Annotated in this window: 15 protein-coding genes; 12 read left to right on the plus strand and 3 right to left on the minus strand. The window is 37.7% G+C overall.

Features of this window, described 5'->3' with window-relative positions; all coding sequences use genetic code 11:
- Positions 1-11: 11 nt before the first annotated feature.
- Positions 12-1,070, minus strand: a complete 1,059-nt coding sequence (locus CRT24_RS20030; protein WP_257214111.1) for an acyloxyacyl hydrolase — start codon at positions 1,068-1,070, stop codon at positions 12-14.
- A gap of 203 nt (positions 1,071-1,273) precedes the next feature.
- Here CRT24_RS20030 and CRT24_RS20035 point away from each other — a divergent pair, with 203 nt between their 5' ends.
- From CRT24_RS20035 to CRT24_RS20075, 9 genes are all read left to right on the plus strand, one after another.
- Entirely contained in the window at positions 1,274-2,188 is a 915-nt protein-coding gene (locus CRT24_RS20035; RefSeq protein ID WP_099372873.1) for an AEC family transporter, read from the plus strand.
- 100 nt (positions 2,189-2,288) lie between these two features.
- The gene (locus CRT24_RS20040; protein WP_099372874.1) at positions 2,289-3,254 is read left to right on the plus strand and encodes a formylglycine-generating enzyme family protein; all 966 of its coding nucleotides are present in this window, start codon (positions 2,289-2,291) and stop codon (positions 3,252-3,254) included.
- Between the two features lie 41 nt (positions 3,255-3,295).
- Positions 3,296-4,609, plus strand: coding sequence for a Gfo/Idh/MocA family protein (locus CRT24_RS20045; RefSeq protein ID WP_099372875.1), 1,314 nt, complete (start codon positions 3,296-3,298; stop codon positions 4,607-4,609).
- 2 nt (positions 4,610-4,611) lie between these two features.
- Positions 4,612-5,619, plus strand: a complete 1,008-nt coding sequence (locus CRT24_RS20050) for an FAD:protein FMN transferase (RefSeq protein WP_257214113.1) — start codon at positions 4,612-4,614, stop codon at positions 5,617-5,619.
- Positions 5,620-5,647: 28 nt separating this feature from the next.
- Complete coding sequence (locus CRT24_RS20055) at positions 5,648-6,574, plus strand: hydroxypyruvate isomerase family protein (RefSeq protein WP_099372877.1); 927 nt, start codon at positions 5,648-5,650, stop codon at positions 6,572-6,574.
- A 105-nt stretch (positions 6,575-6,679) separates the two neighbouring features.
- Positions 6,680-7,933, plus strand: coding sequence for a nucleoside permease (locus CRT24_RS20060; protein ID WP_099372878.1), 1,254 nt, complete (start codon positions 6,680-6,682; stop codon positions 7,931-7,933).
- 13 nt (positions 7,934-7,946) lie between these two features.
- Positions 7,947-9,632, plus strand: coding sequence for a GMC oxidoreductase (locus CRT24_RS20065; protein WP_099372879.1), 1,686 nt, complete (start codon positions 7,947-7,949; stop codon positions 9,630-9,632).
- A gap of 18 nt (positions 9,633-9,650) precedes the next feature.
- Positions 9,651-11,075 carry a Gfo/Idh/MocA family protein gene (locus CRT24_RS20070; protein ID WP_099372880.1) on the plus strand — a complete coding sequence of 475 codons (1,425 nt, stop codon included), beginning with the start codon at positions 9,651-9,653 and terminating at the stop codon, positions 11,073-11,075.
- Positions 11,076-11,085: 10 nt separating this feature from the next.
- Positions 11,086-11,655, plus strand: a complete 570-nt coding sequence (locus CRT24_RS20075) for a gluconate 2-dehydrogenase subunit 3 family protein (RefSeq protein ID WP_099372881.1) — start codon at positions 11,086-11,088, stop codon at positions 11,653-11,655.
- Positions 11,656-11,698: 43 nt separating this feature from the next.
- Here CRT24_RS20075 and CRT24_RS20080 read toward each other — a convergent pair whose 3' ends face one another.
- A complete protein-coding gene (locus CRT24_RS20080) occupies positions 11,699-12,406 on the minus strand; it encodes an acyl-[acyl-carrier-protein] thioesterase (protein WP_099372882.1) in 708 nt (235 codons plus the stop codon).
- A gap of 74 nt (positions 12,407-12,480) precedes the next feature.
- On the opposite strand from CRT24_RS20080, the gene CRT24_RS20085 reads away from it, so the two are divergent.
- Positions 12,481-12,795, plus strand: coding sequence for a hypothetical protein (locus tag CRT24_RS20085; RefSeq protein ID WP_257214114.1), 315 nt, complete (start codon positions 12,481-12,483; stop codon positions 12,793-12,795).
- Between the two features lie 103 nt (positions 12,796-12,898).
- On the opposite strand, the gene CRT24_RS20090 is transcribed toward CRT24_RS20085, so the two are convergent.
- Positions 12,899-14,047: a calcium:proton antiporter gene (locus tag CRT24_RS20090; protein ID WP_099372883.1), complete on the minus strand. Its 1,149-nt coding sequence runs from the start codon at positions 14,045-14,047 to the stop codon at positions 12,899-12,901.
- A 412-nt stretch (positions 14,048-14,459) separates the two neighbouring features.
- On the opposite strand from CRT24_RS20090, the gene CRT24_RS20095 reads away from it, so the two are divergent.
- Together CRT24_RS20095 and CRT24_RS20100 are read left to right on the plus strand one after the other, a co-directional pair.
- On the plus strand, positions 14,460-14,747 hold the full coding sequence (locus CRT24_RS20095; RefSeq protein ID WP_099372884.1) for an antibiotic biosynthesis monooxygenase: 288 nt from the start codon (positions 14,460-14,462) through the stop codon (positions 14,745-14,747).
- Between the two features lie 21 nt (positions 14,748-14,768).
- Positions 14,769-16,244, plus strand: coding sequence for a hypothetical protein (locus tag CRT24_RS20100; protein ID WP_099372885.1), 1,476 nt, complete (start codon positions 14,769-14,771; stop codon positions 16,242-16,244).
- Positions 16,245-16,250 lie beyond the last annotated feature (6 nt).

Raw genomic sequence — 16,250 nt, forward strand, 5'->3', positions numbered from 1 at the left:
AAAAGTTTAATTTAATTGGAACTGTCCCTGTTAAATGTGTTTCCAACTGTCCATTCAATAAAATCTGCCTTACCCATATGTGCTTTAATGGAAACGCCTGCATTTATGTTTTTATAAACATAATATCTAGCGCCTGCCCTAAGGAAAATTCTTTTTATCTCACCATTGAAACGTTGGTTGTGCAAGTAATAACCGACATTTCCATTCAATACCAAGCGCTCATTCAAAATATGGGCTACATAAAAGGAGGGTCCACCAGAAAGTTTAGAACTAAGTTTTCCGGATTTGTCTCCTGCGATTTCCGCATCATTTCCTGATGAGGAATAGAACAGATCAAAACCGCCGCCTAATCTCCATTTATAAGATACATGTCTGCTCGCATAAGCACTCAAGGTTGTTTTGAAAAATCTTTCATCCGAATCGTCCTTTAATTGTTTGAACCCAGCACCATAATTTATATGATAGAGAATTTTCTTAGAAAATGGTTTTAAAACGGAATCCCTATTTATCTTGAGTTCAGGATTCAATTGATAATTTACAGAAACAGTCAAGGGAACTAGGTTTACACCTTTGTTTGGTAGGCGAAGGGCACCATTTGAAAAATGGTGGAAAGCCAAGCCAACACCTGCTTTCCAATGTGGGTTGATTTTATATTGAGCTCTAATTCCCAAGTCGATGAACACATTGTTTTTTGACCCTATGACCAAATTCAATGGATTTTCATTTTCATTATATGGTTTAAAGTTAGCTGACAAGCCTAGTCCGATCCTATAATCATAACTCCAACGACTATCTTCTTTGGGTGAAATCGGTGTTTGGACAAAGCCATAAACAGCAAATGGGCTTCCGAGAATATCAGTGTTGAACGTACTGGAATAAATTCCAATACCGTAAATTGGATAATTGTATATCTGATAGTATTGATCTCTTTTTGCTCTCTGTTTCCAGCCAATTTTAAAATTCAGACCGTTGTAATAGGCACCTTCATAGGTAGTGGATTTCAAGCCTTTTTGAGCTAATATGCCACCATTTTCAGTTTCTAACTCAAAAATAAGTGGACTTGATTTCAATTCTTTTTTAATTTCAGAGATCTGACTTTTTGCAAAAGATGGTATAATAAGTATTAGAAAAATAAAATAAAGCCTGATCACAGAATAATAGTTATGGATTTTACATTAAGTCGTCAAAAATAGTAATAACTTTAACGCATAAAACGTAGGCAATGTCATATTTGTTTCAAATGAGTATTGCAATTCGTTAAAACTTAATTATTGTGTCAAACTTTATCCTTATCATTTTTTGCCTGTCCGCTGGAATAATCAGTAGAAAATTCAATTGGGTAGCCAAAGATGGTTTCAAAGCATTGAACGCTTGGGTTCTTTACTTCGGATTACCTGCAATATCTTTCAATTTCCTTCCTAAACTTCAGTGGGACAATAGTTTGTTGTTCACGATGTTAGGGCCAATATTGGTGCTTTCTGGATCAATTTTATTCTTTTATATCCTGGAAAAAGTCACTAAGATCTCTAAACGAACATCGCACACCCTGATGTTAATTGCTGGACTCAGTAACACTTCTTTTGTCGGTTTCCCTTTAATAACGGCATATTTTGGAGTCGAGGCATTGCCTATTGGAATCGTAAGTGACCAAATGACTTTCTTTTTGCTCTCAACAGTCGGGGTCATTGTTGCAATGAAAGGAAGCCTTAAGAAAAACAAAAAAGTTGATTTTCTTTTTATCTTGAAAAGAGTATTCACATTCCCACCATTGATAGGTTGTTTGTTGGCATTATCGGTCCCGAGGGTTATCGATCTCAGCAGCTTAGACGAATTCTTTAGAATTTTGGGATCCACAGTTTCGCCTATAGCGTTGTTCTCAATTGGACTACAATTGAATTTTGCTATTGTAAAAACCGAAGTTCCAAATATAATTTATGCGCTACTTTATAAATTATTAATCGCGCCGGGTATTGTAGCTTTAATAGCAATATGGTTGGGATTAAAAGGTGAAATTCCTCAGGTATCAATGTTTGAGATGGCAATGCCTAGTTTAGTGGCAACCAGTATTATATTAAATCAGTTTAAGTTAAATTCGAAAGTTGGAAACAGTGTTATTGGCTTGAGTATTCCAATAGGACTTTTGACCACATACATGTGGCACCATCTATTAACAACTTACTTTTTGTAACCTAAATGTTATCGAAATATTTTGGGAAATGCTTATCTTTATTGCTATTAATTCAACGAAACACGGATTATTTTTAGATTTTAACATACTTAAGTAGTTTATGAAAAGAGTTTTATTCTTTGCCTTGTTGGCAGGGATTCAGTTGTCTAATGCTCAAGAAAAGCACGAGCGTTATACACAAAAGATTGAAGGGACGAGTTTAGAATTTACGATGGAAGCCATTCCGGGCGGAGAATTCAATATGGGGAGTGCAAAATCTTCCAATGCTGATGAAAAACCAGTTCATAAGGTAAAAGTAGATCCATTCTGGATGGGAACATATGAAGTTACATGGAATATATTTGAACCCTTCCTTTATAAAGACTTTGAAATCACGAAATCAACTGATGGTAAAGTTCCTGCAGAAGTAGATGCAGTAACCAGACCAACAAAACCATATTTAGATATGACATTTGGATTTGGTAAAGATGGGCAACCGGCATTAGCAATGACGCATTATAATGCCATCCAATATTGCAAATGGTTATATGTAAGAACAGGAGTATTTTATAGACTCCCAACAGAAGCTGAATGGGAATACGCTAGTAGGGCGGGGTCGGAGACAGAATATTTCTTTGGTGATGATGTTGCTCAATTAGGTGAGTATGCTGTGTACAAAGAAAATTCCTCCGGTAAAACAACAAAAGTTGGTACCAAAAAAGCAAACCCTTGGGGCTTATTTGATATCTATGGAAATGTAGCTGAGTGGACTTATGATCAATATGATGCCGAGTTCTATAAACAATTTGAAGGGAAAGTAGCTGATAATCCTGTGAATGTGCCTACTAAACTATATCCACATGTTGTACGTGGTGGATCTTTTGAGAGTGAGCCAGCAGATTTACGTTCAGCATCAAGAGGAGCATCTGATCCTTTCTGGAAACAATTGGACCCTCAAATTCCAAAATCAAATTGGTGGTTCCCAGAAGCACCATTTGTAGGGATGCGCTTAGTACGTCCTGTGAAGCAACCATCACATGACGAGATCATGGCTTACTATGACAAAGCGCCAATCAAGGATTTTTAATAATATAAACCGAAAATAATACTCAATTTAAATCTATATTCATGGAAAGTTTAAAACGTAGGGATTTTATTAAATCTTCCTCAGCTTTAGTGGGTGCTGCTGCCTTAACCAGTAGTTCTGTGAGCAGTGTGTTTGCTGCAGGTTCTGACGTGATTAAAATTGCCTTAATTGGTTGTGGTGGTCGTGGTACAGGAGCTACATTTGATGCTTTTGCATCTGGTCAAAACATCAAGTTAGTAGCAATGGCTGATGCATTTAAAGACAATCTGGATTCTACTTATGATACGCTAAAAGAAAAGTTTGGTGATAAAGTAGACGTGCCTGATAGCCGAAAATATGTCGGTTTTGATGGTTATATCAATGCTATTAAAGATGCCGATGTGGTTTTGTTAACAACTCCTCCGGGATTCCGACCATTACACTTCGAAGAAGCTGTGAAACAAGGAAAACACGTGTTTATGGAAAAAGCGGTAGCTGCAGATATTCCTGGTGTCAGACGCGTTTTAGAAACTGCCAAAGAAGCAAAAAGAAAAAAATTGAATGTTGTAGTAGGATTACAACGCCGCTATCAAACAAACTACCGCGAGGCAATCAAGAGAGTTCATGATGGTGCAATCGGGGATGTTGTTTCTGGACAGGTATACTGGAACAGTGGTGGTGTATGGGTGAGACCGCGTAAACCAAATCAAACTGAAATGGAATACCAAATGCGTAACTGGTATTACTTCAATTGGTTATGTGGTGACCATATTGTAGAACAACACGTTCACAATATTGATATCGCAAACTGGGTAAAAGGAAAATATCCGGTATCAATCCAAGGAACAGGTAGCCGTGCACACAGAACTGGAAAAGAATATGGCGAAATCTACGATAACTTCGCTATTGAATTGACTTATGATGATGGATCGGTGGTTTATAGCCAATGCCGTCACTTCGAAGGTATTCCAAATAGAGTAGATGAAACCTTCCAAGCTACTAAAGGTAGGATGTACCTTTCTGCTGGAAATCAAGCAGTTCTATGGGGTCCTGATGGAAAAGAAATCTATCGACATGACTCAAAAGGAAATCCAAACCCTTATCAACAAGAACACAAAGAATTATTTGAAGCAATTGCTAAAGGTGAATATAAATTCGATAATGCTGAATACGGTGCTTACAGTACGTTGACAGGTATTATCGGTAGAATTGCTGTTTACACAGGAGAAGTGATCTCTTGGGATAGAGCATTAGCTTCAAATATCGATTTGATGCCTGAAAAATTTGCTTGGGATGCAAATCCGAAAGTAATGCCAAATGCTGAAGGATTTTATCCTGTGGCAGAGCCAGGAATCAACGTAGAGAAATATATCTAACAGTGATAAAATTCTGTAATTTTATCACATTGATGGTAATTGGTTGCTGGGCTTTTGCGCAGCAACCAATTTCTACTTTACAGAAACACGAACTTTTTGGAAGGGCACAAGGAACAACCTATACCATTACCTATTTTGCCCCAACACAAAGTATCTCACAATCTTCCATCGACAGCATTTTTAATGTTATCGATCAATCCATGTCGCTATACAAAGCTGATTCAGAAATCTTGAAATTCAATGATCCCAAAACTTCGAAGCTTGTTTTGGACCCGCATATGTTGAAGGTAATCAGGGAATCCTTTAAGATGCACAAAGAATCAGATGGTCTCTTTGATATTACGGTGATGCCATTGGTGTCTCTGTGGGGCTTTGGACCCAAAAAGACCGAAGGTATTCCAGATTCCTTAGAAGTCAAAGAGGCTTTGAAAACTGTAGGAATGGACAAATTAAAACTTAGAGGAAAAACCTTAAAGAAAAAAGTGAAAGGTGTAGAGATTGATCTCAATGGGATTGCTCAGGGTTATACCGTAGATGTTCTTCATGATTTTTTGTTAGCCAATAAGGTACAAGATTTTATCGTTGAAGTAGGAGGAGAGATTCGAGCGCATGGAATAAAACCTGATGGAAGTACATTTAAGGTTCTAGTTCAACGGCCAGAGGAGCACTCACAAGGAAAAGGTTATATCTTGAATCTAAACAATAAATCCGTCACTACCTCAGGAAGTTATGAGAAGTTTCGTAAAGTAAAAGATTACAGGTTTTCACACCATATGGATCCAAAAACTGGTTATCCATTAAAGTCACAAACTATATCGGTAACAGTAGTAGCGAATACAGCAATGGAAGCTGATGCTTATGATAATATCTTTATGGCTATGAAACCGAAGGATGCAATTTCATTTGCTAATTCAAAAAATATAATTGATATTTATTTAATGTATCTAGAAGATGGCCAAGTAAAAGAGGCTCAATCTTCAGGTTTTCAGAAGTATTTGCTAGCCGATTAAATACTTAAATTTTTAAACTTATTCCTAAATGAAACGTTCAGATTTTTTAAAAAATAGTTCTCTTTTGGTAGGAGCTTCCTTGTTTTCGAATGGACTATCTGCCAAAGACCAATCCTCAAACGTTATGGATACTAATGCTGCGAATCAACCATTCAAATTAAATTATGGCCCACATCAAGGGATGTTCAGTGCATCTGCTGGAAAGAATTTCCTAGATGAAATTCAATATATGTATGACTTAGGTTTTCGTGGTATCGAAGACAATGGTATGCCAGGCAGATCGGTAGATGAACAGAAAAAAATAGGTGATTTATTGGCAAAATTAGGGATGACGATGGGCGTCTTTGTTGTTCCAAAAGGCGGGAACGGTGCCAACTCATTGGCAGCAGGTAAACAAGAGTTTGTAGATATTTTTACAAAAGGATGCCGTGAGTCAGTAGAAATTGCAAAACGATGCAATGCGAAGCATGTGACCGTAGTGCCAGGAGATTACGTGCGTAATCTTCCAATTGGTGTGCAAACCGCAAATGTAGTCGAAGGATTAAGAAAGGGAGCAGAGATTTTTGAACCTCATGGGATAACAATGGTGTTGGAACCCTTGAGCGATACACCAGACTTGTTTCTGAGATTTACTGATCAAACTTATGAAATATGTAAGGCAGTAAACAGTCCTTCTTGTAAGATCCTTTATGATGTATACCACCAACAAAAAAATGAAGGAAATTTAATTCCGATGATGGATATTTGCTGGAGTGAAATTGGATATATTCAAGTAGGAGATAATCCTGGACGGAAAGAACCAACAACTGGAGAGATTAATTACAAGAACTTATTTAAGTGGTTGTATGAGAAGGGATATAAAGGAGTGGTAGGAATGGAACATGGTATGTCCAAATCCGGAAAACAGGGAGAAGAAGCATTGGTGAAAGCGTACAGAGAGGTGGATTCCTTCTAATGCTAAAGGGTTTTAGTATTGAAACAATTTCGATATGAAATTTTGATATTAGCATATTATATCTATCTTTAATTACATGATTTTAATAAACCTGTAAAAATAAAAATGTCTTCATCTATTAAATTTAAATTATCTCTCATGATGTTCCTCGAATTCTTTATTTGGGGAGCTTGGTTCGTTACGCTCGGAACATTTTTAGGAAACAACTTAAAGGCTTCTGGATTAGAAATCTCAAATGTTTTCTCTACCCAGTCCTGGGGTGCAATCGTTGCACCATTTATTATCGGAATGATTGCCGATAGATATTTCAATGCTGAAAGAATCCTTGGAGTTCTTCACTTGGTCGGCGCTTTTTTGATGTACCAACTATATCAAAGTGATTCTATCTCTACCTTCTTTCCATATGTACTTGGTTATATGATTCTTTATATGCCAACATTGTCATTAGTGAACTCTGTATCGTTTAGACAAATGAAAAACCCTGAAAAGGAATTTTCATTCATTCGTATTTGGGGTACAATTGGTTGGATTGTAGCAGGTTTGTCCATCAGTTACCTCTTCAAATGGGACAATGCACAAGGCCTACAAGATGGATTGTTGAGAAATACCTTTATGATGGCTTCAATAGCATCATTAGTATTGGGTCTATTCTCTTTTATGCTGCCAAAAACTCCACCAGTGAAAGCTGGAAAAACAGGCGAAAAAGAAAGTATATCCAAAATTTTAGGATTGGATGCTATCAAATTATTGAAAGACCGTAATTTCTTGGTATTCTTTATATGCTCCATCTTAATCTGTATTCCTTTAGCCTTTTACTATCAATATGCAAATCCTTTCCTTACAGAGATCGGATTGGCGAATGCTACTGGTAAAATGACGATCGGTCAGATTTCAGAAGCATTATGTTTGTTGTTGTTGCCTGTTTTCTTCACAAGATTCGGATTTAAAAATACCATCTTATTAGGGATGTTGGCATGGGTGATTCGCTATGTATTATTTGCGTACGGTGATGCTGGTCAACAAACTTTCATGCTCCTCTTAGGGATTGCATTACATGGTATTTGTTATGATTTCTTCTTTGTATCAGGCCAGATCTATACAGATTCAAAAGCTGGAAAAGACAATAAAAGTGCTGCTCAAGGATTGATTACCCTAGCTACTTATGGTGTAGGTCAACTAATCGGATTCTGGGTGGCAGGATACGTAAGTGATATGTATGTTGATATTAAAACTACAGATTTAGCGCTCTTCTGGAACAAACTTTGGATTGTCCCTGCAGGAATTGCATTTGTGGTTATGATTATATTTTTGTTGTTCTTTAAAAAAGAAACAATACAAACTCAAACAGAAACTAATTAAAATTTAAAAGATAATGGTAGAAAATAATGTATATGATGCAATTGTTATCGGATCCGGAATCAGTGGAGGTTGGGCAGCCAAAGAACTTACTGAAAAGGGTTTGAAAACAATCATGTTGGAGCGTGGTCGCAATGTGGAGCACGTAAAAGATTATCATGCCAACAAGGACACTTGGGAATACCCACATAGAGGCGGTAGAACAGTACAGATGGAAGAAGATTATCCTGTTCTAAAACGCGACTATCCATTGAATGAAAAGAACCTTGATTTTTGGGTTAATGAAAAAGAAAGCCCATATACCGAGACCAAGCGTTTCGATTGGTTTAGAGGATATCACGTAGGTGGTCGTTCATTGATGTGGGGACGTCAAAGTTACAGATTGGGGGACCTTGACTTCGAAGCGAATATCAAAGACGGACACGGAGTGGATTGGCCAATCCGTTATAAAGATATTGCGCCTTGGTATAGTTATGCTGAAAAATGGGCAGGTATCTCGGGTAACCGTGATGGATTAGATGTCCTCCCTGATGGAGACTTCATGCCAGCTATGGATTTCAATGTTGTTGAAAAAGACCTTGCTGAGCGCTTGAAAAAAGAATATGGCGGAGCTCGTCACTTTATCATGGGCCGTACTGCAAATATTACAAAACCTCATACTGGTCGTATCAATTGTCAATATCAAAATCAATGTTGGTTAGGATGTAATTTTGGTGCTTACTTCAGTACACAATCATCAACATTGCCACCAGCAATGAAAACTGGAAACTTAACGTTAAGACCTTTCTCCATTGTTAGTAAAATCATTTACGATAAGGACACTAAAAAAGCAAAAGGTGTTGAAATCGTAGATGCAGAAACAAATAAAACATACGAATTTTACGCTAAAGTAATCTTCGTTTGTGCTTCAGCATTCAACTCAACATGGGTATTGATGAATTCAGCGACCGATGTTTGGGAAGGTGGATTGGGAAGTAGCAGTGGCGAATTAGGTCACAATGCAATGGACCACCATTTCCGTTTAGGTGCCGGAGGTAGAGTTGAAGGTTACGAAGATAAATACTTCTTTGGTAGACGCCCAACAGGATTATATGTGCCACGTTTTGTGAATATTCCAAGCGACACTAAACAACGTGATTATGTACGTGGTTTTGGATACCAAGGCTCCGGAAGTCGCGGAAGATGGTCTGGTGAAATTGCCGAAATGCAAGTTGGCGGGGCATGGAAAGATGCTCTGTGCGAACCAGGAAATTGGAGCGTAGGCTTTACAGCATTTGGTGAAATCCTCCCGTACCATGAAAACAAAATTTCCTTGAATAAAAATGTCAAAGACAAATGGGGATTACCTGTATTGGATATGGACATGGAAATCAAGGACAATGAGTTGAAAATGCGTAAGGACATGACTGAAGAAATGAAAGAAATGCTAGAAAAGATCGGCGTTAAGGATGTGAACACTTATGATAGCGGTTATAATTTCGGTATGGGTATCCACGAAATGGGAACTGCGAGAATGGGTAGAGATCCAAAAACTTCGGTATTGAATGGCAACAACCAAGTATGGGATGCGCCAAATGTATTCGTAACAGACGGTGCTGCCATGACTTCAGCAGGATGTGTAAACCCTTCATTGACTTATATGGCATTGACGGCAAGAGCAGTAGATTTCGCAGTAAGTGAACTTAAAAAAGGTAATTTATAATAGACTAAACCCAATATTATGAGTAAGAATAATTCGAGAAGAGAATTCATCAAGAATTCTGCAATCGCAGCAGCAGGAATCAGTATTGTGCCTAGGCATGTTTTAGGAGGATCTGGTTTCATCGCGCCAAGTGACAAATTATTAGTAGCAGGTATCGGTGCTGGAGGTAAAGGAGAAAGTGATATAAAATCTTTCGCTGATAGCGGTAAAGCTGAAATCGCATTTTTATGTGATGTTGATGATCGCAGAGCTGCAAATTCAAGAAAACGTTTCCCGAAAGCTAAATATTATAAAGATTACCGTGAGATGTTGGAAAAAGAACACAAGAATTTGGATGCTGTTTCTGTTTCAACACCTGACCACAACCATGCTATCCAAGCATTGGCTGCAATGCAGTTAGGTAAGCACGTGTATGTTCAAAAACCATTGGCTCACGATGTGTGGGAAGCAAGGGTATTGACTGACGCTGCTAAAAAATATAAAGTAGTAACACAAATGGGTAACCAAGGTGCATCTAACGATGGACCGAGACAAGCTCGTGAGTGGTATGAAGCTGGATTGATTGGCAATGTGCATACCGTATACTGTTGGACAGACCGCCCTGTTTGGCCTCAAGGTATTCCTTGGCCATCTCAAGCAGCGCAGATCCCTTCTGAATTAAACTGGGACCTGTGGCTAGGTACTGCTCCGCAAAAAGATTTCGTAGACAAATTAGTTCCGTTCAACTGGAGAGGTTGGTGGGATTATGGTACAGGCGCTCTTGGAGATATGGGATGTCACCTTTTGGAACTTCCTTTCAGCGTATTAGGACTGTCTTACGTTCAAGATGTTCAAGCATCGGTAGGATCAGTATATGTGGATGAGTTTAAACGTGGATATTTCCCTGATAGCTGTCCTCCATCAAGCCATGCTACTATGACTTTCCCTAAAGCAAAAAGAACAACTGGACCTGTGACTCTTCACTGGATGGATGGCGGTATCCAACCGGCACGCCCTGAAGAATTAGGACCTAATGAAGTTTTTGGTGACGGTGGTAATGGAATCCTTTTAATCGGTGACAAAGGTAAAATCCTTGCCGATACGTATGGAGAGAACGCAAGGTTATTGCCAACATCTAGAAAAGAAAATGTAGCACTGAAATATGAACGCGTACCTGGTGCGGCTGGTGGCCACTATGCACAATGGGTAGAAGCTTGTATTGCTGGATATGGCAAAAAAGAAGTCAGCGCACCATTTGAAATCTCTGGCCCATTGACTGAAGCTTTATTAATGGCTAACTTAGCAATCCGTGGTGCTGATTTGCGCGTTGATGGTAAATATCCTGGACGTAACTTGAAGTTATTATGGGATAACCAAGCAATGAAAGTGACTAACTTTGATATCGTTAACCAATTCGTTAAACGTCAATATCGTCAAGGTTGGGATGTTAAATATACACTCTAATTAAAACAAAATGAATAGAAGAGAAGCATTAAAAAACGTTGCATTTATCGTTGGTGGTTCTGTTATCGGAGCTAACTTATTCTTGCAAGGTTGTACAAGACCAGCTTCAAAGGAAGTTGCATCTTTATTCGAAGGCGATACACCTGATTTCTTGGGTGAATTGGCTGAAGCTATTCTTCCGAAGACATCTACTCCAGGTGCAAAAGAAGCAGGAGTGGGGCAGTTTATTCCTGTAATGATTCGTGACTGTTACGTAGAGAAAGACCAAAAAGCTTTCTTGGACGGACTGAACAAAGTGGATGACCGCGCACAAAAAGAATTCAAAAAAGGTTTCGCGGAACTCTCAGCAGAAGAAAAACTGCAATTTGTAAATAATTACGACAAAGAAGCTAAAGAATATCAAAGCAATAAAAAAGAAGATGATGCCAATCATTTCTTTACCATGTTGAAACAATTGACTTTGACAGGATTCTTTACTTCAGAAGTAGGAATGAAACAAGCATTGCGCTATGTTAAGATCCCTGGAAAATTCGACGGTAATTATCCTTACAAAAAAGGAGATAAAGCTTGGGCGATTTAAGCTCAAACAATTCATAAAAAAAAGCCCCAAATCGGGGCTTTTTTTATTTCTTAATCTGCATCAAAAAATGGGTCTTGCCATCTTTTTGTATACAATAGGTTTCATCATTAAATTGCTGTATAGATACCTCATCCCCATAGTTGAGTTCTTTGAGAAAATTCATTTCTAACCTCTTCATCGAACCATCCAAGATCGTTTTAGGATCCATCGCATCAAAGCACCATTCCATATATTTAACATTGTTTGCATGGTATACAATGTCCAAATCTGAAAGTTTCACTTTATATTCCGTCATCAGGTTGAATTCCACATTGCCATCAATTTTATCAACCGGTTTTTTAGTCGCTGTTCGGTCTCTATAAAATTCCATGTGATCGGTGCTCAGAGCAAAAATATCCGCCCTTCTTGACTTGATATTGAAGACTACCCATAAGCTGCTCGCAGTTATCAAAACCTGATCATCCAACAATAACTCGAAGTTACGGATAGCTCGAGTCCCTGTAAAATCTTGAAGCCACGTGCGAACCTTAATAGTCTGTGTATATTTCGGCAAAGCATCAATTTCAATCAACATCCGTGACAAAACCCATGACTGATCGACAGCTATCATTTTTTTGTAGCCAAATCCCAATGACTCCGAATGATCACTCCCTGTAATCTGAAGGATATTGTTTAATTCACTGTATTTCAACTGTCCATTAGGATAACATTGAGTGAAATTCAATGTCCATTCCCTTTCGAATATGCCCATCTCCGTTTTTTGAATATTACGCAAATGTAACTAATTTAATATTCTGCACTAAAATCTTGCTGAAATATATATTAATGTCTAAATTAACGTTAACCTTAGTAAACCTCATAATTGATTCAAGAATGACAGGAACATTAATTGAAAAAGAAGACGTCGATAAATTCAGAATTATCCCCGCCGAAGTTGATAAGACCATAACATTCTCAAACAAACTTCAAGGTGCAGTACGTTTGGGAAATGAGTTCAAATCTAAAACTACCATTGTTTTTAATACAGAGGACGGTCCAAAAAGAATTGAAACTACGGTTTGGTCTCTTACTGATAAATATATTCAGATAAAGCATGGGATCTTAATCCCTTTGAAATCGCTTATAGAAATTGATTATTAAAAAATCTATTAAAGAATGAGCACGTTGTTAGGGATAACAAACGTGCTCTTCTAATTTACCCAGTTCTACTTAATAGTTGTTTTCATATCTTCCTGCCCTAGAATTAGGGATTAAAGATCAGCATGACAAACACCACGAATAATACCAAGTGCATTATTCCTACAATCGGAGCGGTTCTTTTCCCCGAAAATGATAGCATGCTCAATATCAATGTAATTACGAAAAGGATAGTTTCTGTTGATGTCAATCCAAATCGAACTGTTTTATTCGCTATTAATCCAATAATCAATACTGCCGGCACCGTCAATCCAACAGTTGATACAAAAGCTCCATGGCAGAGATTGATCGCGCGCTGGAATTCATTGTTCATTGCTGCCTTGACCGCAGTCATTGACTCAGGTGTAAACACTATTATCGCAATCAGGACTCCTCCCAATAATGGTGGCAGGCTCATTACCTTAATGCCATGATCAACCAGGACTGCCAAGTTATGGGATAATAACACAATCGGTAAAATCATAGCTATAAGCAACAATGTTCTTAAAACTATTTCCTTCACACTGATTGGTCCTTCTTCATGCTCATCAATCACTGTCACTTTATTCCTATCTTTAAAGAGGATTTCCATATTCCCTGGAGCCGGCTGAACATACAGATGTTTGTGTCCTTTGACTTGAAAATATAAGAACAAAGCATACAGCGCAATTACTAAACCTGAGATTATACTAGCTTGGATAGCTGTAAACTCACCATTTCCCTGTCCTGTAATGTAATTGGGCAACATCATCGAAATGCCGCCCAACATAATGATCATAGATAGATAAGTCAATGTCCCTTGAGCATTATATTCTTGTTCGCCATGCTTTATTCCACCTAGAAGTATACATAAACCCAAAACCAAGTTCATAATGATCATCATGACCGAAAAGATTGAATCCTTTCCAATAGTTGGGTTTTCTTCAGGTCCAAACATCATGGCTGCAATCAAAATAACCTCAATAGAAACAATGGATAGGGTCAATATCAAGGTCCCATAGGGCTCACCTAACTTATGCGCCAATTCATCAGCCTCCTTCACAACACCAAATGCAGCAACGATAATCGTCAGCAATACCAATAAAAAAATGCCAATCGCAGCAAAATCATTGCTGTACATCCCCTCAATACTTTTACCAAAAAACATAAATAAAAAGACCACCAACCAAATTAGAATTAATCGAATTATTGAGTTTTTTGTTAAAATATTATTCATTTATTTACCTCACCTTTTATATATAACTAATTGATAATTAGTTTTTATTTTGCAAAATTCCGCATTATTAATAACAAATGTTTTTACATATGTTAAAAAAGGTACCACTCTTGCTAGCGCAAGTCTCCGACTTGTGTTTCTATGCTAGCGCAAGTCTTAGCGCGTTGGATTGCTGGGTGGCCTGACTTGTGCCTTAGACTGACTCGTGTTTTTGCCTTGGCTGGTGGTGTCCCCACCCTTCACGCCATGGCTGGTGTCCCCACCAGCCAGCAAGCCAGCTTAATTGATTATTTACGATCAGGCTACTGACAAACACCTGTCATTAATTGTTGTAGTTTTGAATAGTTTAGTGGTCGGTGGGGACACCGACCATGGCTTAGTCACCAGTATAAACAAAAAATAAAATCAAATTATGTTTGCAGTAAAAGTAGAATTCGAAGTTCATGAGAATTATATTTCTCAAAATAAGGAGAGAATAACTGCCTTTTTAATGGCATTTAAGGAAATGGATCAGTCCAGATTTAGGTATTCCGTATTTCAAGAAAAAGATACCAATAAATTTATTCACCTCTCCGAATATCAAGATGAAGAAATTCAGAAGGAATTGTTATCCAATCCGGTATTTCTTAAATTTCAAGAAGAAAGGGACAAGAATTTAAAAACCCAACCATCTATAGCTTGGTTAAATTGTTTATTTTAGTTCTGTCAAATCACTTACCTTATGATCAAAAGACTAACTACAATTCTTCTGGTATTAACCATATCTTCAAGTTCGGCTTCCGCTCAGGATCTGGATGGACTTTTTAATAAAGTAAAAAAAGGTGCTAAGAGCATTTCAAAATCACTTTCATGGGAGCCAGGGAAGGCCGTGTCAACTTCGCTGAAAGATACATTAGCAGGATTTTATTGGATGAATGATCAGTTGAAATCAAGAATTCCAGATACTCTGTCAACATTCCACCTGAAACCCGGCTATTACAAAACTACACTCAGGTCTTATTGCCTGCATGCTGGAACTTACGGACCATCAAGAGGCTCTGGATATCAATTGGCAAATTTCGAAGGTACCCAAAAAAAACTTATTATATCCATTTTAGAAAAATCTACCGAACATCCCAATATCAGTCAATCTGATGTGCAAACCTTAATTTGGGGAATTGAAGCCGGTAATAAATTCTCATCATATCCAACAGATTTTCAAGCAAGAGTAAAACCATTACTTTCATTAAAAGATATTGCAATAATGGAAATTAATGTAAAGGATATTGTAGAAAGTAATCTTCCCTCTGAAGTACAGCGATTGATGAATACCTACCAATCGCTAAGGCAAGAGATGCAGTCTGCTCAAATGAGCTTTGATAAATTGGAGGATATTGCTGTCAAAGTCGGAGCGCCACCAATAGGCGTAGGTAGTATAACAATTGATGAAGGAAAATGGTCTTATCTGAATTCAGGCTATTTTATAAAAGTCGATCCACAATCCTATTCCACTTCGGACGTAACATTGTACCGACCTAGTTATGCAGATGTTTCTTATGATAGCCAAAACAGAATTTCATCATATACGAATGATGGATATAAATTGACCGTAAATTATAAGGATAATGGAACTCCGGTTCAGCTTGGAGATTATACCGCAAATGTCCAACAAATAGAAAGTTATACCGTTGAAGGACCAGGTCAACCAACACAAACCGTGCCTGCTGAAGGAGGGAAGTATATTGATTTTGGAATGGACTTCGTAAATGATGCGCTGCAAGGTGCCAAAGATTTCAATCTTGATCAAATGCTTAAAGACAATACAAATCTGTCTCTCGACCAGTTGCAAAATGCCTATAACGATATCAAAAAATGGAAAGGCCGTTATGATGACTTAAAGAATATCCATGATGACTTTAATATGGATCAAAATCCACCCCAAGATTTAAATAAATATATCAAAGACAGTTATGTAAACGAAACCATCCAAAAGGCGATGGAGGTTTCTTTAAATCCTATAGACAAGAAAGGCCAAAGTGAATGGTTGAAAAATCATTTCAAAATGGTCGGTGACTTCTTCTTTTATTCAATTTGTAAATTGAGAGGTGATGACTGCAGACCTGATAATGACCCTAAAAACCCTAAACTTCCAGATTATATCGCCCAACCCGGAAACACTAATGCACAGCGACTTGGATTAAGTGAATATAAAAAGTAATAGGAC

The organism is Sphingobacterium sp. 1.A.5 (assembly GCF_002734235.1).
GTDB lineage: Bacteria > Bacteroidota > Bacteroidia > Sphingobacteriales > Sphingobacteriaceae > Sphingobacterium > Sphingobacterium daejeonense.